The following is a 19,945-nucleotide window of genomic DNA, read 5'->3' as shown; positions in this document are numbered from 1 at the left end:
CGGCCCCGCCCCGGGGGCGCGGAGCGCCGTGTCGTGACGCCCGTCGGCGCCACACCCCCGAATCCGCCCGAACACAGCGCAGCGACCCGGCAGGATGGGGTCATGCGTATCGCGGTCACCGGTTCGACCGGGCTCATCGGCAGTGCACTCGTGAGGTCCCTGCGGGCGGACGGGCACGAGGTGGTCCGCTTCGTCCGGCGGGAGCCCTCCGCCGCGGACGAGGCGCGGTGGGATCCGGAGCGCGGGTACGTCGACCCGGCCGGGCTGGCCGGCTGCGCGGCCGTCGTGCACCTGGCCGGTGCCGGCATCGGGGACCACCGGTGGACGGACGCCTACAAGCGGACGATCCGCGACAGCCGCGTGCTGGGCACCGCTGCGCTCGCCGGGGCGCTGGCCGGCCTCGACGAGCCGCCGGCCGTCCTGGTGAGCGGCTCCGCCGTCGGCTACTACGGGGACACCGGGGACCGGGTGGTGGACGAGGACTCGCCCGCGGGCCGGGGCTTCCTGCCGTCGGTGTGCCAGGAGTGGGAGGCGGCCGCGGACCCCGCCCGGGAGGCCGGCATCCGGACCGCGTTCGCCCGCACCGGCCTGGTCGTCGCCAAGGACGGCGGAGCCTGGGGCCGGATGTTCCCCCTCTTCCGCGCGGGCCTCGGCGGCCGGCTCGGCGACGGCCGCCAGTACTGGCCGTTCATCTCCCTCCGGGACGAGGTCCGGGCCCTGCGCCACATCGTCGACACCCCGTCCCTGCACGGCCCCGTCAACCTCACCGCCCCCGAGCCGCTGACCAACCGGCAGGTCACCGCCGCGATGGGCCGGGTGCTGAAGCGGCCCGCCGTGCTGCCCGTGCCGGCGGTGGCGCTGCGGGTCGTCCTCGGGGAGTTCTCCCAGGACGTGCTCTCCGGGCAGCGGGCCCGGCCCGCCCGGCTGCTGGAGTCCGGGTTCGTCTTCCGCGACCCCGGCATCGAGGAGGCCATCCGCGCCGCGCTCTGACGGCCGCGCACCGGAGCAGGAGCCGGGGCGGCCGCGGGCCGGAGCCGGGCGGCCACGGACCGGAACCCGAGGTCGGCCGTGTGCCCGGGCGTGGCCGTGTGGCCGGCGCCACGGCACGAGCGCGGCGAGATCTTCGTGTGCGACCACCGTGCGACCGTTCGTGACCCGTATGCGACCGTCGTGCGACCGGAGTTGACCGCAATACCCAGCCCAACTCGGGTTCCCCCGGAGTCGGTTGGGGGAAGGAGGATCCCCACACAGCCGCGCCGACCTCGGGGAGGGGCACGTGCTCAGCAGCGCACACCATGCCGCACACCATGCGGACGTCGTCATCGTAGGAGCCGGGGTCGCAGGACTCGCGGCAGCGCACCACCTGATCGCAGCCGGGGTCACCGTCACCGTCCTGGAGGCCACCGACGGCCCCGGCGGACGCATGGCCACCGACTCGGCCGACGGTTTCCGCCTGGACCGGACCGGCCCCCTGCTCAACACCGCGTACACCGAACTCGAACGCACCCCCGCCCTGCGGGCCCTGCCCCTGCGGCCCTTCACGCCCGGGGTCCTCGTCCACACCGAAGGCAGGCAGCTGAGGGCCGGATCCCTCACCCCGGCCCGGGCCCTGGCCAGCGGATCCCTCGACCAGGCCCGGCTCAGCGCGGCCCTCGGCAGGCTCGCGGCCCTGCCCGAGGAGAAGCTGCTCGCCCGTCCCGAACGCACCGCGCACGCCGCCCTGCGCTCCCGGACGCTGCCCCCGCGCACCCTCAACGGAGTCCTCCGGCCCCTGCTCGCCGCCCTGCTGCGCGACCCGGACCTCACCACCTCCAGCCGGGTCGCCGACCTCGCCCTGAGGACCTTCGCCCGCGGCCGGCTCGCCGTCCCCGAGGGGGGTTCCGCCGCCCTGCCCGACCTGCTCGCCGCCGGGCTGCCGCCCGGCACCGTCCTGACCGGCATCCGGGTCCGCTCGGTGGCCACCAACCTCGTCACCACCGAGGAACACGGCGACTTCCGCTGCCGCTCCGTGCTGCTCGCCACCGGCGCCCGCGCCGCCGCCGAGCTGCTGCCCGGCCTGCGCCTGCCCGCCTTCCACCAGGTGACCCTGCTGCACCACGCCACCGCGGGCCCGCTGCCCCGGGACGCCTCGCTGGTCCTGGACGGGGACCCGCACTGGCCCGTCTCCCACACCGCCGTCATGAGCGCGGTCGACCCGACACGGGCCCCGGCCGGCCGCAGCCTGGTCACCACCACCGTGCTCGGCCCGCCGCCGCCCCTGCGCACCGTCGCCTCACGGCTGGCCCGGCTCTACGACACCCCCACCCGCGAGTGGGAACTGCTCGCCGTCCACCACACCCCGGACGCCGTCCCCGCCATGCCCCCGCCCTACGACGCGCGGCGCCCCGTGCGGGTCCTGGCCGGGCTCTACGTGTGCGGCGACCACCGCGACACCAACACCGTCCAGGGAGCCCTGCACTCGGCCCGCCGCGCCGGCGGCGCCATCCTGCGCGACTTCGGCATCCCGCTCCCGGTCGCCCCGGAGCCCGCACTCCCGGTGGCGGCCTGAGAACCACAGACGACCCAGGGGTCCGGTCCTTCCGCCTCGGGACCGGGCCCCTGCCACGTGCGGGGACCCGCGGTGGAGGACCGGGTGGCGGCCCTCAGGACAGCGCCGCCACCCGGTCCCGGTAGGTCCGCACCGCCGAGGCGTCGCGGTAGGGCTCCAGCCGCCGCTCGAAGTCCCGTACGTACTCCACCGCCCGCACCGAGCGCATCTCCATCGCCTGCTGCGCCGCCTCCGCACCCAGCGCGCACGCCTGGTCCAGCTCGCCCAGCCCCAGCCGGGCCGTGGCCAGCACCACCCGGCAGAACAGCCGCGAGCGGGCGTACGCCGCCCCCCTCAGCTGCAGCGACCGCTCGGCGTGCTGCGCCGACGCCCGGTACTGCTGGAGGTCCCGGTGGCAGTGGCCGAACTCGTCCGCGAGCTGCGCCTCGTCGAAGGGGCGGGCCCAGTGCGGCACGTCGTCCCCCGGCCGGGCCGCGCCCAGCGACCGCTCGGCCCGCACCAGCGAGGCCGTCGCCGCCCGGACCTCCCCGAGCACCGCGTGCCCGCGCGCCTCCGCCGCGTGCAGCAGGGCCTGCACCACCGGCGGGGGACCGGACCCGACACCCTGCTGCGCCACCCGGGCCAGCTGCACCGCCTCGCGGCCGTGCCCCAGGTACACCGCCTGGCGGCTCATGGTGACCAGCACGTACGAGCCGTACGGGCGGTCCCCGGCCGCCTGCGCGAGCCGCAGGGCCTGCACGAAGTACCGCTGGGCGAGCCCGTGCGCGGCGATGTCGTACGAGGTCCAGCCCGCGAGCCGGGTCAGGTCGGCGGCGGCCGCGAACAGCCGCCGGCCGGTGGTCTCGCCGTAGGTCCCGCGGAGCATCGGCTCGGCCTCGTGCTCCAGGTAGCGCACCAGGGCCTGGCGGGCGTGCCCGCCGCCGTAGGTCTGGTCGAGGGTGCGGAACAGCTCGCTCACCGACTTCAGCGCGGCGATGTCCCCGGCCGTCACGCGCTGGCCGGGACCCCGGTCGATCTGCCGCTGGCGCGGCACCGAGGTCCGGCCCTGCAGCGGGACGCGGGCCGCCGCCGGCTCCGCGCCCCGGCCCACGCGCTCGTCGGCCCGCCCGATCAGCCAGTCCCGGCTGGGCACCACCAGCCCGGCCGGGGTGAAGGCGATCTTGCGGAGTTCGGCGTGGGAGCCCGAGTCCTTGCGCCACAGGCCGCTCGCGATGTCCACGGCCTCCTCGGGCGTGGCCGCGAACTCCAGGCCGGCGTACACGGGCGCGCAGGCGTCCAGCCCCAGGTCCTGCGCGGAGAGCCGCCGCCCGAGCCTGCGGGTGAACACCTCGGCGATCAGGGCGGGCGTGGTCCCGCGCGGCTGCTGGCCGCGCAGCCAGCGGGTCACCGAGGTCTTGTCGTACCTCAGGTCGAGACCGTGTTCGAGGCCTAGCTGGTCGACGCGGCGGGCTAGCCCGGCGTTGGAGAACCCGGCTTCCGCGATCAGCGCCGCGAGTTGCCTGTTGGGGACGCGCTGGGCAGGTCGTTCCGTCATCGGCTCCACGGTTTCCTGACGTGACGGACCGGTGTCCCGGCCCTGTGAACGGCGTGAATGTAGCGGCGAACTTCACCCACGCCGCCCTCTCTGCCCCATATTCATCCGATCGTGTGCAGAATCGGTGGGGCTCTTTACGGGCCGGTCCCCTCCGCCCGCGTACGCTGCGGGCCATGAACCGCACGCCCCGCGGAGCGCACCTTCCCGAGGAGCGCGCCGAATCCACCGCCCCGCTGCCCCCGCCCGAGATCACCGAGGCGGAATGCCGCCGGTGCGGCACCCTCATCGCGGGGCTCGACGGGCGGTACGCGTGCGGGGTCTGCGGCTGGGTGAACGACCACTCCGAGGGGCACCGGCGGCTGCCGCGCGCCGACGAGGACCCGGACCGGCCGGCCAAGGGCCGGCGCCGGAGCGCGCCGCCGCGGGGACCCCGTCCCCGGCCGGGCGCCGCGGGTTCCACGGGGGCCTGAGGGGCGCCGCACGGGCCGCCGTACCCTTGCCGGGTGAGGTACGTGCACACAGCAGGTTCAACGAGGAGGCGCTGCCGTGGCTGAGCTTGGTTTCGTCCATCTGGGCTTCGGACCGGATTCCGTCGAGTACACCCGGGCCTGGGACGAGCAGCGCAGGGTGCACGCGGCCCGCTTCGCCGACGAGGTCGAGGACACCTGCCTGCTCGTGGAGCACCTGCCGGTCTACACCGCGGGCCGGCGCACGGACCCCAGCGAGCGCCCGCTCGACGGCACCCCCGTCATCGACGTGGACCGCGGCGGGAAGATCACCTGGCACGGCCCCGGCCAGCTGGTCGGCTACCCGATCATGAAGCTGCCGCGGCCCGTGGACGTGGTCGCCCACGTCCGCCGCCTGGAGGAGGCGCTGATCCGCACCGCCGCCGACTTCGGCCTGGAGACCACCCGGGTCGAGGGCCGTTCCGGCGTCTGGGTGCTCGGCGACCCCGTCGAGCAGCGCCCGAAGCTCGGCGGCCTCTCCCTGGACTTCGACCCGCGCCTCGCCGACGAGGAGTTCGACCCCCGGCTCAACGGCCCCGAGTACGCCCCCTCCAACGCCGGGCAGCGCCGCGAGGACCGCAAGCTCGCCGCCATCGGCATCCGGGTCGCCAAGGGCGTCACGATGCACGGCTTCGCCCTCAACGTGAACCCGGACAGCACCTGGTTCGACCGCATCATCCCGTGCGGGATCCGGGACGCCGGTGTGACCTCCCTCTCGTACGAACTGGGCCGCGAGGTCACCGTCGAGGAAGTGGTGCCGGTGGCCGAGAAGCACCTCAGGGACGTGCTGGAGCACGCCGAGTTGCGGCCCCGCGAGACCGAGACCGCATAGAGACCTTCCGGCTACGGGAATGAGTCCGGCCGCTCGCAGGTTGGTCGGCGTAAGAGCGTACGAAATTACGGGCGTACCCTGGTGGGCGCCCGAACAATCGAAGTCACAGGGAGCCGGTCGTGTCCGCAGTCGCACCCGACGGACGCAAGATGCTGCGCCTCGAGGTCCGGAATGCCCAGACCCCCATCGAGCGCAAGCCCGAGTGGATCAAGACCCGGGCGAAGATGGGCCCCGAGTACACCAAGATGCAGGCCCTGGTGAAGGGCGAAGGACTGCACACGGTGTGCCAGGAGGCCGGCTGTCCCAACATCTACGAATGCTGGGAGGACCGCGAGGCCACCTTCCTCATCGGTGGCGACCAGTGCACCCGGCGCTGTGACTTCTGCCAGATCGACACCGGCAAGCCCGAGGCGCTGGACCGCGACGAACCGCGCCGCGTCGGCGAGTCCGTCGTCACGATGGACCTGAACTACGCCACCATCACCGGCGTCGCGCGCGACGACCTGGCCGACGGCGGCGCCTGGCTGTACGCGGAGACCGTGCGCCAGATCCACCAGCAGACGGCGGGCCGTGAGACCGGCCACACCAAGGTCGAGCTGCTGGCCCCCGACTTCAACGCCGTCCCGGAGCTGCTGGAGGAGGTCTTCGCCTCCCGGCCCGAGGTCTTCGCGCACAACGTCGAGACGGTGCCCCGGATCTTCAAGCGGATCCGCCCGGGCTTCCGCTACGAGCGCTCGCTCGACGTGATCCGGCAGGCCCGCGCCTACGGCCTGGTCACCAAGTCGAACCTGATCCTCGGCATGGGCGAGGAGCGCGAGGAGGTCTCGCAGGCCCTCAAGGAGCTGCACGAGGCCGGTTGCGAGCTCATCACCATCACCCAGTACCTGCGGCCCTCGCCGCGCCACCACCCCGTCGAGCGCTGGGTGAAGCCGGCCGAGTTCGTCGAGCTGGCGAAGGAGGCCGAGGAGATCGGCTTCTCCGGCGTGATGTCCGGCCCGCTGGTCCGCTCCTCCTACCGCGCCGGCCGGCTGTACCAGCAGGCGATGGAGAAGCGCGGACGCGTCGAGGCGTGACCCGCCTCCCTGCGCCGACCGTGTGAAGTCCCGCACAAGGATTACCAATCAGTAATACCGCATCGACGCGGCCCCTAGGCTCTTCAGAGGGAGAGTCCGGCGGGCCGCGTCGGCGTATGCGACGCGTCAACGACATTTGACCGCCCGGTCACGCCCTGGTAACACCAGTCAGTGACGCTTGGTCCACGCACCGCACACACCGCCCGCACACACCGGATGCGGGCATCGTGAAAGGGATCGTCATCATGCAGGCCGCGCCCGTACGCGCCATCGCCATCCCGACCCTCTCCGACGCCTTCCGGGGCATCGAGTCGCTGCTCATGAGCGGAGCCCGGCGCAACGCCTGGGCCGCCGTCCTGGAGGACCGCCGCAGGGCGAAGGACCGCGTCGAAACCGAACACGTACTTGAGGCCGCGGCTACCCGAACCCCGCAGGCCACGTAAACTCTGGGTATGGCGAGGAAGTCAAACGCAGAGACTGCTGCGAACCCCGGGCGACTGAAGCAGATCGCCCTTACGTACAAGATGACGCGCAAGGCCGACCCGAAGGTCGGTCTGATCGTCGCGGGCGTGGGAATCGTCACCTTCGGTGTCTTTCTTGCGATCGGCTTCCTGATCGACCACCCGGTCTACCTGGGCATCCTGGGCTTCCTGGTGGCTTTCCTCGCAATGGCGATCGTCTTCGGGCGGCGGGCCGAGCGGGCTGCCTTCGGGCAGATGGAAGGGCAGCCGGGCGCGGCCGCGGCCGTACTGGACAACGTCGGACGGGGCTGGACGACCACCCCGGCCATCGCGATGACCCGGCAGCAGGACATCGTCCACCGGGCGGTGGGCAAGGCCGGCGTCGTGCTGATCGCCGAGGGCAACCCGAACCGCGTGAAGCCGCTGCTCGCGAACGAGAAGAAGAAGATGGCCCGGATCATGCCGGACGTCCCGGTGCACGACTTCATCGTGGGCACGGGCGAGGGCGAGGTGCCGCTCAAGAAGGTGCGCACCACCCTCCTCAAGCTGCCGCGCGTGCTGTCCGGCCCCCAGATCACCCAGGTCAACGACAAGCTGCGGGCCATGGGCGACCTCATGAGCAACATGCCGCTGCCGAAGGGCCCGATGCCCAAGGGCATGCGGATGCCCCGCGGTGGGAAGATGCGCTGACGCGCTCGTCCGATCTTCGTATACGACACAGGGGTGCCCCCCGAGCCACCGGCTCGGGGGGCACCCCTGTGTCCGTCGCTAGATGCGGACCTGGACGGCGCGGGCGAGGCGGTCGTGCAGGCCGCGGCCGTCCCGGTCCCAGATCAGTGCGGGGATGAAGAGCGCCAGCAGCAGCGTGCGCACGAGCACCCGGCCGATGCCGAGCCGTCCGCCGTCCTCGGAGACTACCCGGAGCCCCAGCACCCGCTTGCCGGGCGTGAAGCCCACGGTGCCCACCGTCAGCACCGTCAGCGCCAGGAAGAGGCCGAGGGTCCAGTTGCCCGCCGCGGCCAGGTTCCCGCCGGTGATCAGCCCGTACGCGATGAGCTGGCAGCCGATCCAGTCGAGGGCCACGGCTCCGATGCGCCGCCCGAACCGCGCCACCGAGCCGGAGCCGTGCTGCGGCAGGCCGAGCTGCTGGCCCGGGTAGCCGAAGTCGACGCCCATGTCCTCGGCGGCCGCCTTGGGGCCGGAGAGCCAGGATCCGATTGCCTGTCTGTTGTCCACCCGACCACGGTACCGGTGGCGCCTCACGGTGCTCCGGCCGGACCCTGGTTAACTTGTGCGAAACAAATGGGTCATGCTTGAGAAATCCCGTCTGCTTATGGTCGGGTCAGCGTGCGGCACCGCACTGACGCACCACGAGCTATAAAGCCCGTCCCTGCCCCGGGTCGGGAGTAGGAGGAGTTGGATGTTCCAGAACGCCGACGAAGTCAAGCAGTACATCGAGGAGAACGACGTCAAGTTCGTCGACGTCCGCTTCTGCGACCTGCCTGGTGTGATGCAGCACTTCACGATCCCGGCGCGGGCATTCGACCCGGCGGAGGAGCTCGCCTTCGACGGATCCTCGATCCGCGGCTTCCAGGCGATCCACGAGTCCGACATGGCCCTGCGCGCCGACATCACCACCGCGCGCCTGGACCCCTTCCGTCGCGACAAGACGCTGAACATCAACTTCTTCATCCACGACCCGATCACGGGCGAGGCCTACAGCCGCGACCCGCGCAACATCGCGAAGAAGGCCGAGGCGTACCTCGCCTCCACCGGCATCGCCGACACCGCGTTCTTCGGGCCCGAGGCGGAGTTCTACATCTTCGACAGCGTTCGCTTCGCGACCACCGCGAACGAGGGCTTCTACCACATCGACTCCGAGGCCGGCGCCTGGAACACCGGCTCCGAGGAGAACAACCGCGGCTACAAGGTCCGCTACAAGGGCGGCTACTTCCCGGTCGCCCCGGTCGACCACTTCGCCGACCTGCGCGCCGAGATCTCCCTCGAGCTGGACGCCCAGGGCCTCCAGGTCGAGCGCCAGCACCACGAGGTCGGCACCGGTGGCCAGGCCGAGATCAACTACAAGTTCAACACGCTGCTCGCCGCGGCCGACGACCTGATGCTCTTCAAGTACATCGTGAAGAACGTCGCGTGGAAGAACGGCAAGACCGCGACCTTCATGCCGAAGCCGATCTTCGGTGACAACGGCTCGGGCATGCACGTCCACCAGTCGCTGTGGGCCAACGGCGACCCGCTGTTCTACGACGAGGCCGGCTACGCGGGCCTGTCGGACACCGCCCGCTACTACATCGGCGGCATCCTCAAGCACGCCCCGTCGCTGCTGGCCTTCACCAACCCGACGGTGAACTCGTACCACCGCCTGGTGCCGGGCTTCGAGGCGCCGGTCAACATGGTGTACTCGCAGCGCAACCGCTCCGCCGCCATGCGCATCCCGATCACGGGCTCGAACCCGAAGGCCAAGCGCGTCGAGTTCCGCGCGCCGGACCCGTCCTCGAACCCGTACCTGGCCTTCTCGGCCCTGCTCCTCGCGGGCCTCGACGGCATCAAGAACAAGATCGAGCCGATGGAGCCGATCGACAAGGACCTCTACGAGCTCTCCCCGGACGAGCACGCGAACGTCCCGCAGGTCCCGACCAGCCTGGAGGACGTCCTCAAGGCCCTCGAGGAGGACCACGAGTACCTCCTGGCCGGCGGTGTCTTCACCCCCGACCTCATCGAGACCTGGATCGACTACAAGCGCACGCACGAGATCGCCCCGATCGCGCAGCGTCCGCACCCGCACGAGTTCGAGCTCTACTTCGACCTCTAGGCCGCGATCCCGCAAAATTCGCGTCATGCCTGATGGGAGGCCCCCCTTCCCTCTCCGCGGAGAGGGAAGGGGGGCCTCCCGCTTTGACAGCGCCCCTGGCCCGAGTAACGGTGGAAATGACCTAAACGCCCGATAAGCGAGTTATGACGGAGGTGCATGAAGATGCGCCGAAGGATCGTTGCAGTAGCCATGGCGGGTGCGGCCGGAGTGGCCATCGGCCTCCTCCCGGTCGGCAGTGCCTCGGCGGCCACCACCGGCAGCGGAGGCGGCGGGAACGGCGGTTACGACTGCTACCGCTACCCCTCGAACCGCTCCGACGCGCGGTGGGACCACTGCTGCAACCGCGACTGGCGTGACCGCCCGAGCTGGTGCTGGAACGACAACGGCCGCGGCGGCAACGGCGACCGTCATGACTGGGGCCGCTGGGACCACGCGAACTGGAACGACTACGGGCGTGGCGGCAACGGCGACTGGCGCGACCGGGGCGACGGCGGTCGCGGCGGGAACGGCGACTGGCACGACAACGGCAACTGGAACGGCGGCGGCCGCGGCGGCAACGGCGACTGGGGCCACGGCGGCGGTGGCGGCGGGAACGGTGACTGGGGCGGCGGCCACGGCGGTGGCGGCGGCGGGAACGGTGACTGGGGCGGCGGCCACGGCGGCGGTGGCGGCGGGAACGGTGACTGGGGCGGCGGCGGTGGCGGCGACTGGGGTGGCGGTGGCGGCGGTGGCGGCGGCTGGGGTGGCGGCGGCGGTGGTGGCCGCTGACACCCGCTGACACCCGCTGACACCCGTCCCTGACGAACGAACGCAGTACGCAGGGCACTCCGCAGGGCACTCGCCCTCGACGAAGCCGTGATGCCCCTGCCGCGCCGGTCCTCTAGCGCAGCAGGGGCATCGCGCCGGTCAGGTCGCGCAGGCACCGGACGGCCAGTTCGGCGGGGGAGCCCGGGCCCGACACGGGGGCGTCCGTGGCCGACCACAGCTCCAGCGCCACCCGGATCGCGTCCGTCGCGGCCGCGGCGAGCAGGCGTACCTCGCGGGGATCGGCGCCCGGCCCCGCCAGCCGGCCGATCACCGGCACCAGGTGCTCCTCCGAGTCCTGGTTCACGCAGTACCAGACCGCCCGCAGCGCCGGGTCGTCCGCCGCCGCGCGGAGCAGACCGCGCGTCACCTCCAGGCCCTCCTCCACCGCCTGCTGACCGCTCAGCGACCGGGTGACGGCCCGCTCCAGCGCCTCGGCGAGGGGGGTGCCGGGATCCTCCTCCGCGAGCAGCGCGCGCCAGGTGTCGCCGCCACCCGCCAGCAGGGGCGCGACGGCCTCCTGCTTGTTGCGGAAGTAGCGGTAGAAGGTGCGCAGCGCCACGCCCGCGCGGTGGGCGATGTCCTCGGCGGTGGTGCCGTCGGGACCGCGCTCGGCGAAGAGCTCACAGGCCGCGCGGGCGATGTCGAGCTGCGTGGCGGCCTTGCGGCGCTCGGTCAGCGACTGGGCTCCGGGGCCGGTCCGGGGAGCGTACGGACGAGGGGATCTCACGGGGTGAAGCGTACCCTTCGCCCGTCTCGCATCCTGCATTCCCTGCCATCATGGCAATCCGTGCCACCAGTGGGTACGCTCCCCGCCATGAACCGATACGAAGGACGACGCGTCCTCATCACCGGCGGCGGCTCCGGCATCGGCCGGGCCACCGTCCACCGCATCCTCGCCGAGGGCGGCCTCGTCCACACCGTGGACGTCAGCGACGAGGGCCTCGCGGCCACCGCCGCCCGGGCCGCCGAGGACGGGCACGCGGCCCGCCTCACCACCGCCACCCTCGACATATCCGACGAGAACGCGGTCCGCGACGGGGTCGCGGCCGCCGTCCGCGCCCTCGGCGGACTCGACGTCCTCGTCAACGCGGCCGGCATCCTGCGCTCCGAGCACACCCACAAGACCACCCTGGACCTCTGGAACACGGTGATCGCCGTCAACCTGACGGGCACCTTCCTGATGATCCGCGAGGCACTGCCCGCACTCCTCGCGGGGGAGCGGCCGGTCGTCGTGAACTTCAGCTCCACCTCGGCGTCCTTCGCGCACCCCTACATGTCCGCCTACGCGGCCAGCAAGGGCGGCATCCAGTCCATGACCCACGCCCTGGCGGCCGAGTACAGCAAGCAGGGCCTGCGCTTCGTCAGCGTCGCGCCGGGCTCCATCGAGAGCGGCATGACCACCGGCAACGGCCCCGGCCTGCCCGAGGACACCGACTGGTCCCTCTTCACCAAGCTCGCCCCCGCCATCGGCCAGGGCTTCGCCGGCCCCCAGGCCGTCGCCGGCGTCGTCGCCATGCTCGGCTCCGAGGACGGCGCCTTCATCACGGGCACCGAAATCCGCATCGACGGCGGCACCCACGCCTGATCAGCCCCTGAAGCGGTCCCAGAGCCGGGGGAAGCGCTCCGCCAGCACGGCTTCGTTCTCGAAGTCCAGCGGAGCGCCCACCGGCTCCGCCGCCTGCAACGGGATCCCGAGGTCCGGCGCGACCGCCCCGGTCAGCTGCTCGTACGCCTCGTCGGCGGCGTAGCCGAGCTCCTCGCCGTCCCCGTCGATCTCCTCGTCGAAGTCGCCGAGCAGCTCCGCCAGCTGGTCGGGATCGTGCACCCCGCCCTCGAAGACCTCCCGGCCCTGGCCGATCAGCCAGCACCGGAAGTAGTCGAAGGCGTCGTCGCTGGCCCCGTCGAGCAGCACCCAGGCCGCCCCCCACAGCTCCCAGGTGTACGCGCGGTTGTACCGGGACTCGAAATGCCGGGCGAAGTCCAGGACGGAGTCCGGATCCAGCTGTGCGAGCCGCTCCACGAGCAGCTCGGCATGCTCCTCGGGGTCGCCGTCGGCTGCCTCGCGCGTACGGTCGACGATCTCCCAGAACTCCGTCTCGTCCATCACGGGATCCAGCATCACGGTTGCACCCCCACACCGCCACCGCGCATACGGCCAAAGGCCGGTCCCCGCCCCCCCCTCACACCGGGCCCGAGGCCCGGAAAACGCCGTGAGGCGGCCCGTCCCCTCCTGGGCGGGCCGCCTCACGGGCGGGCCGGGCCGGGCCTACAGGCCGTAGCGCTCCCGGGCCTCCTTGACGGAGGACGCGGGGACCTCGCCGCGGCGGGCGAGCTGGGCCAGCGCGGCCACCACGATCGACTGGGCGTCGACACCGAAGTGGCGGCGGGCGCCCTCGCGGGTGTCGGACAGGCCGAAGCCGTCCGTGCCCAGCGAGGTGTAGTCCTGCTCCACCCACTGGCTGATCTGGTCCGGGACCTGACGCATCCAGTCGGACACGGCGAGGACCGGGCCCGCCGCGCCTTCCAGCGCGCGGGTGACGTACGGGGTGCGCACCTCGCCGCGCAGCAGTGCCTCGTCGCACTCCAGCGCGTCGCGGCGCAGCTCGCCCCAGGAGGTGGCGGACCAGACGTCGGCGGCCACGTTCCAGTCGGCGGCGAGGAGCGCCTGCGCTTCAAGGATCCAGTGGATCGCGGTGCCCGAGGCCATCAGCTGGATCTTCGCGGCGTCGGCGGCCGGGGCGTTCTCCAGGTCGGAGGCCTGGTTGAAGCGGTAGAGGCCCTTGAGGATGCCCTCTTCCACGCCCTCCGGCATGGCCGGCTGGACCTTCGGCTCGTTGTAGACCGTGAGGTAGTAGAAGACGTCTTCCGGCGTCTCGCCGTACATCCGGCGCAGACCGTCCTTGACGATCACCGCGATCTCGTACGCGAAGGCCGGGTCGTAGTTGAGCGACGCCGGGTTCGTGGACGCGATCAGGTGCGAGTGGCCGTCCGCGTGCTGGAGGCCCTCACCGGTCAGCGTGGTGCGGCCGGCGGTGGCGCCGACGATGAAGCCCTTGCCGAGCTGGTCGGCGAGCTGCCACATCTGGTCGGCGGTGCGCTGCCAGCCGAACATCGAGTAGAAGATGTAGAACGGGATCATCGGCTCGCCGTGCGTCGCGTACGACGTGCAGGCGGCGATGAAGTCGGCCATGGCGCCGGCCTCGGTGATCCCCTCGTTGAGGATCTGGCCGTCCTTGGCCTCCTTGTAGTACATCAGCTGGTCGCGGTCGACCGGCTCGTACGTCTGGCCCAGCGGCGAGTAGATGCCGGCCGACGGGAAGAGGGACTCCATACCGAAGGTACGGGCCTCGTCGGGGACGATCGGCACCCAGCGCTTGCCGGTCTCCTTGTCCCGCATCAGGTCCTTGACGAGGCGGACGAAGGCCATGGTGGTGGCCATCTCCTGCTTGCCGGAACCCTTGAGCAGCGGGGCGAAGGAGCGGTCGGCCGGGGCGGGCAGGGCCACCTGCTTGACCTTGCGGGCCGGGGCCGGGCCGCCGAGGGCCGCGCGGCGCTCGTTCAGGTACTGCACCTCGGGGCTGTTCGCGCCGGGGTGGCCGTACGGGACCTGGCCGTCCTCGAAGGCGCTGTCCGGGATCGGGAGTCCGAGCTTGTCGCGCATGCTCTTGAACTCGTCGATCGTCAGCTTCTTCATCTGGTGGTTCGCGTTCTTCGACTCGAACCCGGCACCCAGCGTGTAGCCCTTGACGGTCTGCGCGAGGATGACCGTCGGCGCGCCCTTGTGCTCCAGGGCGGCCTTGTACGCGGCGTACACCTTGCGGGGCTCGTGGCCGCCGCGCGAGGTGCGGAAGCACTCGGCGATCTTCGCGTCGGTGAGCAGGCCGCCGAGGGCGGTCAGCTCGGCGTTGGCGCCGAAGAAGTGCTGGCGGATGTAGGCCACGTCGCGGGTCGCGTACGTCTGGAACTGCGCGTCCGGTACCTCGCGCAGGCGGCGTACGAGGGCGCCCGTGGTGTCGAGCTGGAACAGCTCGTCCCAGGCGGAGCCCCACAGGGTCTTGATGACGTTCCAGCCGGCGCCGCGGAACTGGGCCTCCAGCTCCTGGACCACGCGGAAGTTGGCGCGGACCGGACCGTCGAGGCGCTGCAGGTTGCAGTTGACGACGAAGGTCAGGTTGTCGAGCTGCTCCCGGGAGGCGAGGGCCAGGGCGGCGGTCGACTCGGGCTCGTCCATCTCGCCGTCGCCGAGGAAGGCCCAGACGTGCGAGTTCGCGGTGTCCTTGATGTTCCGGTTCTGCAGGTAGCGGTTGAAGCGCGCCTGGTAGATCGCGGAGAGCGGGCCGAGGCCCATGGAGACCGTGGGGAACTCCCACAGCCACGGCAGGCGTCGCGGGTGCGGGTAGGAGGGCAGGCCGTTGCCGCCGGACTCCTGGCGGAAGTTGTCGAGCTGCTGCTCGGAGATGCGCCCGTCGAGGAAGGCGCGGGCGTAGATGCCGGGGGAGGCGTGGCCCTGGATGTAGAGCTGGTCGCCCGATCCGTCGGCCTCCTTCCCGCGGAAGAAGTGCTGGAAGCCGGTCTCGTACAGCCACGCGGCGGAGGCGAAGGTGGCGATGTGGCCGCCGACGCCGTACTTGGAGCCGCGGGTGACCATGGCGGCCGCGTTCCAGCGGTTCCAGGCGGTGATCCTGGCTTCCATCTCCTCGTCGCCCGGGAACTCGGGCTCGGCGGAGGTGGGGATGGTGTTGACGTAGTCCGTCTCCAGCAGCTTCGGCAGGGCGAGGCCGGCGGCCTCGGCGTGCTGGAGCGTGCGGCGGAGCAGGTATTCGGCGCGGCGCGTACCGGCGGCCTGTGCGACGGCGTCGAGGGAGGCCGCCCATTCGGCGGTCTCCTCGGCGTCGCGGTCCGGGAGCTGGTCGAGCTCGCTCGGAAGCTTTCCTACGGGGTCGGACATCGCTGTGCGCCGCCTTCCGGACAAAGGAGAGGTGGTAAAGAAACCCTGACGGGCAGGACAGGGTCGGCGGACCTGGTTGAGGCCCGCGACGACTGTAAATCCCTGATCGATGATCGATCAAATAAAAGTGACAAAGAAACGTCCGTTCGACGAAAAGTCGGCACCGCGTGCCAGGAATCAGGGCACGCGGTGCCGGTCAAAACGGAACAAGCCGGGCGCTCAGGCCCGCGGTGCGCAGCCCAGGACGTGCCGCTTCACCAGCACCCCGATGTCCGGATCCCGACTCCGGAACGCCTCCACGAGAGCCTCGTGCTCCTCTGCGTAGGACTTCTGGACGGTCCCCAGCCAGCGGATGGACAGGGCCGTGAACACCTCGATCCCCAGGCTCTCCCAGGTGTGCAGCAGCACGCTGTTGCCGGCCGCCCGCACCATCTCCCGGTGGAAGCCCACCGTGTGGCGCACCTGCGCCGTGCCGTCCGAGCTGCGGTCGGCCTCCCACAGGGCCGCCACGTGCGGCTCCAGTGCCGAGCAGTCCGCCGCCAGCCGCGGCGCCGCCAGCTCGGCGGCGATCTGCTCCAGACCGGCCCGGACCGGGTAGATCTCCTCCAGGTCGGCCGCCGAGAGGTTCCGTACGCGCACGCCCTTGTTCGGCGCCGACTCGATCAGCCGCAGCGTCTCCAGCTCGCGCAGGGCCTCGCGCACGGGGGTCTGGCTGACCTCCAGCTCCACGGCGATGCGCCGCTCCACGATCCGCTCGCCGGGCTTCCAGCGGCCGCTGACGATCCCCTCCACGATGTGCTCGCGGATCTGCTCGCGCAGCGAGTGCACGACGGGTGGGGTGATCATCTGGGCTTCATCTCCTGGTGTGTGCAGGGTCGTGCGGGGCCTGATGCGTAGACAATACGGCGGCGCCCCCGCCCGGGAGTATCCCGGACGGGGGCGCCGACAGTGAGGCTGGTTACAAGCCGTTCGGCTCAGAGGCCGAGCTCGACCTCGAACTCGCCGGCCTCGAGGATCGCCTTGACCGCGGTGAGGTACCGGGCCGCGTCCGCGCCGTCCACCAGACGGTGGTCGTAGGACAGGGTCAGGTACGTCATGTCGCGGATGCCGATGTTGGTGCCCTCGGCGGTCTCGATGACCACCGGGCGCTTCACCGTGGCACCGATGCCCAGGATGGCGACCTGGTTCGGCGGAACGATGACCGTGTCGAACAGCGCACCGCGCGAACCGGTGTTGCTGATGGTGAAGGTCGCGCCCGACAGCTCGTCCGGCGTGATCTTGTTGCCGCGGACCTTGGCGGCCAGGTCGGCGGTCGCCTTGGAGATGCCCGCCAGGTTGAGGTCGCCCGCACCCTTGATGACCGGGGTCATCAGGCCCTTCTCGGAGTCCACGGCGATGCCGATGTTCTCCGAGTCGAAGTAGGTGATGGTGCCCTCGTCCTCGTTGATCCGGGCGTTGACGACCGCGTGGGCCTTCAGCGCCTGGGCAGCGGCCTTGACGAAGAACGGCATCGGGGACAGCTTGACGCCCTCGCGGGCGAGGAAGCCGGCCTTGGCCTTCTCGCGCAGCTTCATGATCTTGGTGATGTCCACCTCGACCACGGAGCTGAGCTGCGCCTGCGAGTGCAGGGCCTTCATCATGTTGTCGCCGATGACCTTGCGCATGCGGGTCATCTTGACCGTCTGACCGCGCAGCTCGGACACCGCGGCGGCCGGGGCCTTCGCGGCGGCCGGGGCGGCGGCCGGAGCCGGGGCGGCAGCGGCGGCCTTGGCGGCCTCGGCGGCGGCCAGGACGTCCTGCTTGCGGATACGGCCACCGACACCGGTGCCCGAGACCGAGGACAGGTCCACGCCGGACTCCGAGGCGAGCTTGCGCACCAGCGGGGTCACGTACGCGCCCTCGTCACCGGCGGAGGCCGGGGCGGCGGGAGCGGCCGGGGCGGCGGCCGGAGCCGGGGTCACCGGAGCCGGCGCGGCCACCGGGGCGGCGGCCTGGACCGGAGCCGGGGCGGCGACCGGGGCGGCCGGAGCCGGAGCCGCGGGAGCGGCCGGGGCGGCCGGAGCCGGAGCCGCGGCGGGGGCCGCGGCCTCGACCGGAGCCGGGGCGGCGGCCGGAGCCGGAGCGGCCGGGGCGGCACCGGCGACGCCGATGACGGCCAGACGGGCGCCGACCTCGGCGGTCTCGTCCTCGCCGACCAGGATCTCCAGCAGGGTGCCGGAGACGGGGGCGGGGATCTCGGTGTCGACCTTGTCCGTGGAGACCTCGAGCAGCGGCTCGTCGGCCTCGACCGACTCGCCGACGGCCTTCAGCCAGCGGGTGACGGTGCCCTCGGTGACGGACTCGCCCAGGGCGGGGAGCACGACATCGGTGCCGGAGGCGGCAGGGGCGGCGGCCGGGGCCTCGGCGGCCGGGGCCGGGGCCGCGGGGGCCTCGGCGACGGGCGCCGGAGCGGCGGCGGGGGCCTCGGCCGGGGCCTCGGCGGCGGCCGGCTCGGCGGCCGGGGCCGCAGCGGCGGCCGGGGCACCGGAGCCGTCGTCGATGACGGCCAGCTCGGCGCCGACCTCGACGGTCTCGTCCTCGGCGACCTTGATCGAGGCCAGGATGCCGGAGACGGGCGACGGGATCTCGGTGTCGACCTTGTCGGTCGAGACCTCGAGCAGCGGCTCGTCGGCCTCGACGCGCTCGCCCTCGGCCTTCAGCCAGCGGGTGACAGTTCCCTCGGTGACGCTCTCGCCGAGCGCCGGAAGGGTTACGGAAACCGACATGGTTTCTGTTGCTCCTTACGAAAGTGCGGAAGTGGTCGTCGCGCCCGGGACGAACTAGTCGTGGGAGTGCAGCGGCTTGCCGGCCAGGGCCAGGTGGGCCTCGCCGAGCGCCTCGTTCTGGGTCGGGTGCGCGTGGATGAGCTGCGCGACCTCGGCCGGCAGGGCCTCCCAGTTGTAGATCAGCTGGGCCTCGCCGACCTGCTCGCCCATCCGGTCACCGACCATGTGGACGCCGACCACGGCACCGTCCTTGACCTGGACGAGCTTGATCTCGCCCGCGGTCTTCAGGATCTTGCTCTTGCCGTTGCCCGCCAGGTTGTACTTCAGGGCCACGACCTTGTCGGCACCGTAGATCTCCTTGGCCTTGGCCTCGGTGATGCCGACGGAAGCGACCTCGGGGTGGCAGTAGGTGACGCGAGGGACACCGTCGTAGTCGATCGGGACGGCCTTGAGGCCGGCCAGACGCTCCGCGACCAGGATGCCCTCGGCGAAGCCGACGTGCGCGAGCTGGAGGGTCGGGACGAGGTCACCGACGGCCGAGATGGTCGGCACGTTGGTCTGCATGTACTCGTCGACCAGGACGTAGCCGCGGTCCATCGCGACGCCCTGCTCCTCGTAGCCCAGGCCCTGCGAGACCGGGCCGCGGCCGATGGCGACCAGCAGCACCTCGGCCTCGAAGGTCTTGCCGTCGGCCAGCGTCACGCGGACGCCGTTCTCCGTGTACTCGGCCTTGTCGAAGAAGGTGCCCAGGTTGAACTTGATGCCGCGCTTGCGGAAGGCACGCTCCAGCAGCTTCGAGCTGTTCTCGTCCTCGACCGGCACGAGGTGCTTGAGGCCCTCGATGACGGTGACGTCGGAACCGAAGGACTTCCACGCCGAGGCGAACTCGACGCCGATGACGCCGCCGCCCAGGATGATCGCGGACTCGGGCACGCGGTCCAGGACCAGCGCGTGGTCCGAGGAGAGGATGCGGTTGCCGTCGATGTCCAGGCCCGGCAGGGACTTCGGCACGGAGCCGGTCGCGAGCAGGACGTGGCGGCCCTGGATGCGCCGGCCGTTCACGTCGACGGAGGTCGGCGAGGAGAGGCGGCCCTCACCCTCGATGTACGTCACCTTGCGGGAGGCGACCAGGCCCTGCAGGCCCTTGTACAGGCCAGAGATGACCTCGTCCTTGTACTTCTGCACACCCGCGACGTCGATGCCCTCGAAGGTGGCCTTCACGCCGAACTGGGCGGCTTCGCGCGCCTGGTCCGCGATCTCGCCCGCGTGCAGCAGAGCCTTCGTGGGGATGCAGCCGTTGTGCAGGCAGGTGCCGCCGAGCTTGTTCTTCTCGATCAGCGCAACGTCGAGACCCAGCTGGGATGCGCGGAGAGCCGCGGCGTAACCGCCACTGCCACCGCCGAGGATCACTAGGTCGAAAACGGTGCTGGCGTCGTTCGCCACGTCACGTCCTCCATGCATGTGCGCCGGGCACCGGTCCTCTGTGACCGGGCGGCGGCTGGTGATCGGCCGCTTGTATCTTCGGCCCTGTGGTGGGGGCCCTGTCCTGCCGAGAACCCATCTTCGCATTTGTCGGGGGAGTGCGGGACGCGGGGCCCACGTTGTGACAGGGCGTTCTGTCCGATGTGACGGTTACCGCTG

Annotated in this window: 18 protein-coding genes; 10 read left to right on the top strand and 8 right to left on the bottom strand. The window is 71.8% G+C overall.

What is annotated here, in order from left to right; translation table 11 throughout:
* The first annotated feature begins 102 nt into the window (after nt 1-102).
* Nucleotides 103-990, top strand: a complete 888-nt coding sequence (locus ACPU2J_RS10135) for a TIGR01777 family oxidoreductase (protein WP_399818643.1) — start codon at nt 103-105, stop codon at nt 988-990.
* A 286-nt stretch (nt 991-1,276) separates the two neighbouring features.
* Entirely contained in the window at nt 1,277-2,548 is a 1,272-nt protein-coding gene (locus ACPU2J_RS10130) for an NAD(P)/FAD-dependent oxidoreductase (protein ID WP_423833102.1), read from the top strand.
* Between the two features lie 94 nt (nt 2,549-2,642).
* Here the strand turns inward: ACPU2J_RS10130 and ACPU2J_RS10125 are convergent, their stop codons facing one another.
* On the bottom strand, nt 2,643-4,082 hold the full coding sequence (locus tag ACPU2J_RS10125) for a regulator (RefSeq protein WP_361604213.1): 1,440 nt from the start codon (nt 4,080-4,082) through the stop codon (nt 2,643-2,645).
* A gap of 173 nt (nt 4,083-4,255) precedes the next feature.
* Here ACPU2J_RS10125 and ACPU2J_RS10120 point away from each other — a divergent pair, with 173 nt between their 5' ends.
* From ACPU2J_RS10120 to ACPU2J_RS10100, 5 genes are all read left to right on the top strand, one after another.
* Nucleotides 4,256-4,552 carry a hypothetical protein gene (locus tag ACPU2J_RS10120; protein ID WP_423833101.1) on the top strand — a complete coding sequence of 99 codons (297 nt, stop codon included), beginning with the start codon at nt 4,256-4,258 and terminating at the stop codon, nt 4,550-4,552.
* Between the two features lie 76 nt (nt 4,553-4,628).
* On the top strand, nt 4,629-5,420 hold the full coding sequence (gene lipB, locus ACPU2J_RS10115; protein WP_423833100.1) for a lipoyl(octanoyl) transferase LipB: 792 nt from the start codon (nt 4,629-4,631) through the stop codon (nt 5,418-5,420).
* 119 nt (nt 5,421-5,539) lie between these two features.
* Nucleotides 5,540-6,493 carry a lipoyl synthase gene (lipA, locus tag ACPU2J_RS10110; protein ID WP_361604204.1) on the top strand — a complete coding sequence of 318 codons (954 nt, stop codon included), beginning with the start codon at nt 5,540-5,542 and terminating at the stop codon, nt 6,491-6,493.
* Between the two features lie 245 nt (nt 6,494-6,738).
* Nucleotides 6,739-6,936, top strand: a complete 198-nt coding sequence (locus ACPU2J_RS10105) for a hypothetical protein (RefSeq protein WP_360875458.1) — start codon at nt 6,739-6,741, stop codon at nt 6,934-6,936.
* Nucleotides 6,937-6,945: 9 nt separating this feature from the next.
* The gene (locus tag ACPU2J_RS10100) at nt 6,946-7,644 is read left to right on the top strand and encodes a DUF4191 domain-containing protein (protein WP_030030927.1); all 699 of its coding nucleotides are present in this window, start codon (nt 6,946-6,948) and stop codon (nt 7,642-7,644) included.
* Nucleotides 7,645-7,722: 78 nt separating this feature from the next.
* On the opposite strand, the gene ACPU2J_RS10095 is transcribed toward ACPU2J_RS10100, so the two are convergent.
* Nucleotides 7,723-8,190: an RDD family protein gene (locus ACPU2J_RS10095; RefSeq protein WP_389078895.1), complete on the bottom strand. Its 468-nt coding sequence runs from the start codon at nt 8,188-8,190 to the stop codon at nt 7,723-7,725.
* Nucleotides 8,191-8,374: 184 nt separating this feature from the next.
* Here ACPU2J_RS10095 and glnA point away from each other — a divergent pair, with 184 nt between their 5' ends.
* Together glnA and ACPU2J_RS10085 are read left to right on the top strand one after the other, a co-directional pair.
* A complete protein-coding gene (gene glnA, locus ACPU2J_RS10090) occupies nt 8,375-9,784 on the top strand; it encodes a type I glutamate--ammonia ligase (protein WP_365074645.1) in 1,410 nt (469 codons plus the stop codon).
* Nucleotides 9,785-9,940: 156 nt separating this feature from the next.
* Nucleotides 9,941-10,552: a hypothetical protein gene (locus ACPU2J_RS10085; RefSeq protein ID WP_423833099.1), complete on the top strand. Its 612-nt coding sequence runs from the start codon at nt 9,941-9,943 to the stop codon at nt 10,550-10,552.
* A gap of 112 nt (nt 10,553-10,664) precedes the next feature.
* On the opposite strand, the gene ACPU2J_RS10080 is transcribed toward ACPU2J_RS10085, so the two are convergent.
* Nucleotides 10,665-11,318, bottom strand: coding sequence for a TetR/AcrR family transcriptional regulator (locus tag ACPU2J_RS10080; RefSeq protein ID WP_361604192.1), 654 nt, complete (start codon nt 11,316-11,318; stop codon nt 10,665-10,667).
* Between the two features lie 87 nt (nt 11,319-11,405).
* Here ACPU2J_RS10080 and ACPU2J_RS10075 point away from each other — a divergent pair, with 87 nt between their 5' ends.
* Entirely contained in the window at nt 11,406-12,176 is a 771-nt protein-coding gene (locus tag ACPU2J_RS10075) for an SDR family NAD(P)-dependent oxidoreductase (protein WP_420081011.1), read from the top strand.
* On the opposite strand, the gene ACPU2J_RS10070 is transcribed toward ACPU2J_RS10075, so the two are convergent.
* The 5 genes from ACPU2J_RS10070 to lpdA all read right to left on the bottom strand — a co-directional run bounded on the left by ACPU2J_RS10070 (nt 12,177) and on the right by lpdA (nt 19,747).
* Entirely contained in the window at nt 12,177-12,695 is a 519-nt protein-coding gene (locus ACPU2J_RS10070) for a DUF4240 domain-containing protein (protein ID WP_399818851.1), read from the bottom strand.
* Between the two features lie 162 nt (nt 12,696-12,857).
* Complete coding sequence (gene aceE / locus ACPU2J_RS10065) at nt 12,858-15,539, bottom strand: pyruvate dehydrogenase (acetyl-transferring), homodimeric type (protein ID WP_423833098.1); 2,682 nt, start codon at nt 15,537-15,539, stop codon at nt 12,858-12,860.
* A gap of 219 nt (nt 15,540-15,758) precedes the next feature.
* Nucleotides 15,759-16,382 (bottom strand): GntR family transcriptional regulator, encoded by a 624-nt coding sequence (locus tag ACPU2J_RS10060; RefSeq protein WP_030654838.1) that lies wholly within the window; start codon nt 16,380-16,382, stop codon nt 15,759-15,761.
* A 131-nt stretch (nt 16,383-16,513) separates the two neighbouring features.
* Entirely contained in the window at nt 16,514-18,304 is a 1,791-nt protein-coding gene (gene sucB, locus ACPU2J_RS10055; RefSeq protein WP_423833097.1) for a 2-oxoglutarate dehydrogenase, E2 component, dihydrolipoamide succinyltransferase, read from the bottom strand.
* A gap of 54 nt (nt 18,305-18,358) precedes the next feature.
* Nucleotides 18,359-19,747 (bottom strand): dihydrolipoyl dehydrogenase, encoded by a 1,389-nt coding sequence (gene lpdA, locus ACPU2J_RS10050; RefSeq protein WP_401402429.1) that lies wholly within the window; start codon nt 19,745-19,747, stop codon nt 18,359-18,361.
* Nucleotides 19,748-19,945 lie beyond the last annotated feature (198 nt).

It is taken from the genome of Streptomyces manipurensis (assembly GCF_049570255.1).
Classification (GTDB): domain Bacteria; phylum Actinomycetota; class Actinomycetes; order Streptomycetales; family Streptomycetaceae; genus Streptomyces; species Streptomyces manipurensis.
Note: the sequence above shows the minus strand (reverse complement) of the source record. Positions and strands in the feature narration are given on the sequence as shown.

Bases quoted from the DNA above. Each gene is read 5' to 3' on its own strand.
- ACPU2J_RS10135 (WP_399818643.1), top strand. From the start codon at position 103: ATGCGTATCGCGGTCACCGGTTCGACCGGGCTCATCGGCAGTGCACTC.
- ACPU2J_RS10125 (WP_361604213.1), bottom strand. From the start codon at position 4,082: ATGACGGAACGACCTGCCCAGCGCGTCCCCAACAGGCAACTCGCGGCG.
- ACPU2J_RS10120 (WP_423833101.1), top strand. From the start codon at position 4,256: ATGAACCGCACGCCCCGCGGAGCGCACCTTCCCGAGGAGCGCGCCGAA.
- ACPU2J_RS10105 (WP_360875458.1), top strand. From the start codon at position 6,739: ATGCAGGCCGCGCCCGTACGCGCCATCGCCATCCCGACCCTCTCCGAC.
- ACPU2J_RS10100 (WP_030030927.1), top strand. From the start codon at position 6,946: ATGGCGAGGAAGTCAAACGCAGAGACTGCTGCGAACCCCGGGCGACTG.
- glnA (WP_365074645.1), top strand. From the start codon at position 8,375: ATGTTCCAGAACGCCGACGAAGTCAAGCAGTACATCGAGGAGAACGAC.
- ACPU2J_RS10085 (WP_423833099.1), top strand. From the start codon at position 9,941: ATGAAGATGCGCCGAAGGATCGTTGCAGTAGCCATGGCGGGTGCGGCC.
- ACPU2J_RS10075 (WP_420081011.1), top strand. From the start codon at position 11,406: ATGAACCGATACGAAGGACGACGCGTCCTCATCACCGGCGGCGGCTCC.
- ACPU2J_RS10070 (WP_399818851.1), bottom strand. From the start codon at position 12,695: ATGGACGAGACGGAGTTCTGGGAGATCGTCGACCGTACGCGCGAGGCA.
- aceE (WP_423833098.1), bottom strand. From the start codon at position 15,539: ATGTCCGACCCCGTAGGAAAGCTTCCGAGCGAGCTCGACCAGCTCCCG.
- sucB (WP_423833097.1), bottom strand. From the start codon at position 18,304: ATGTCGGTTTCCGTAACCCTTCCGGCGCTCGGCGAGAGCGTCACCGAG.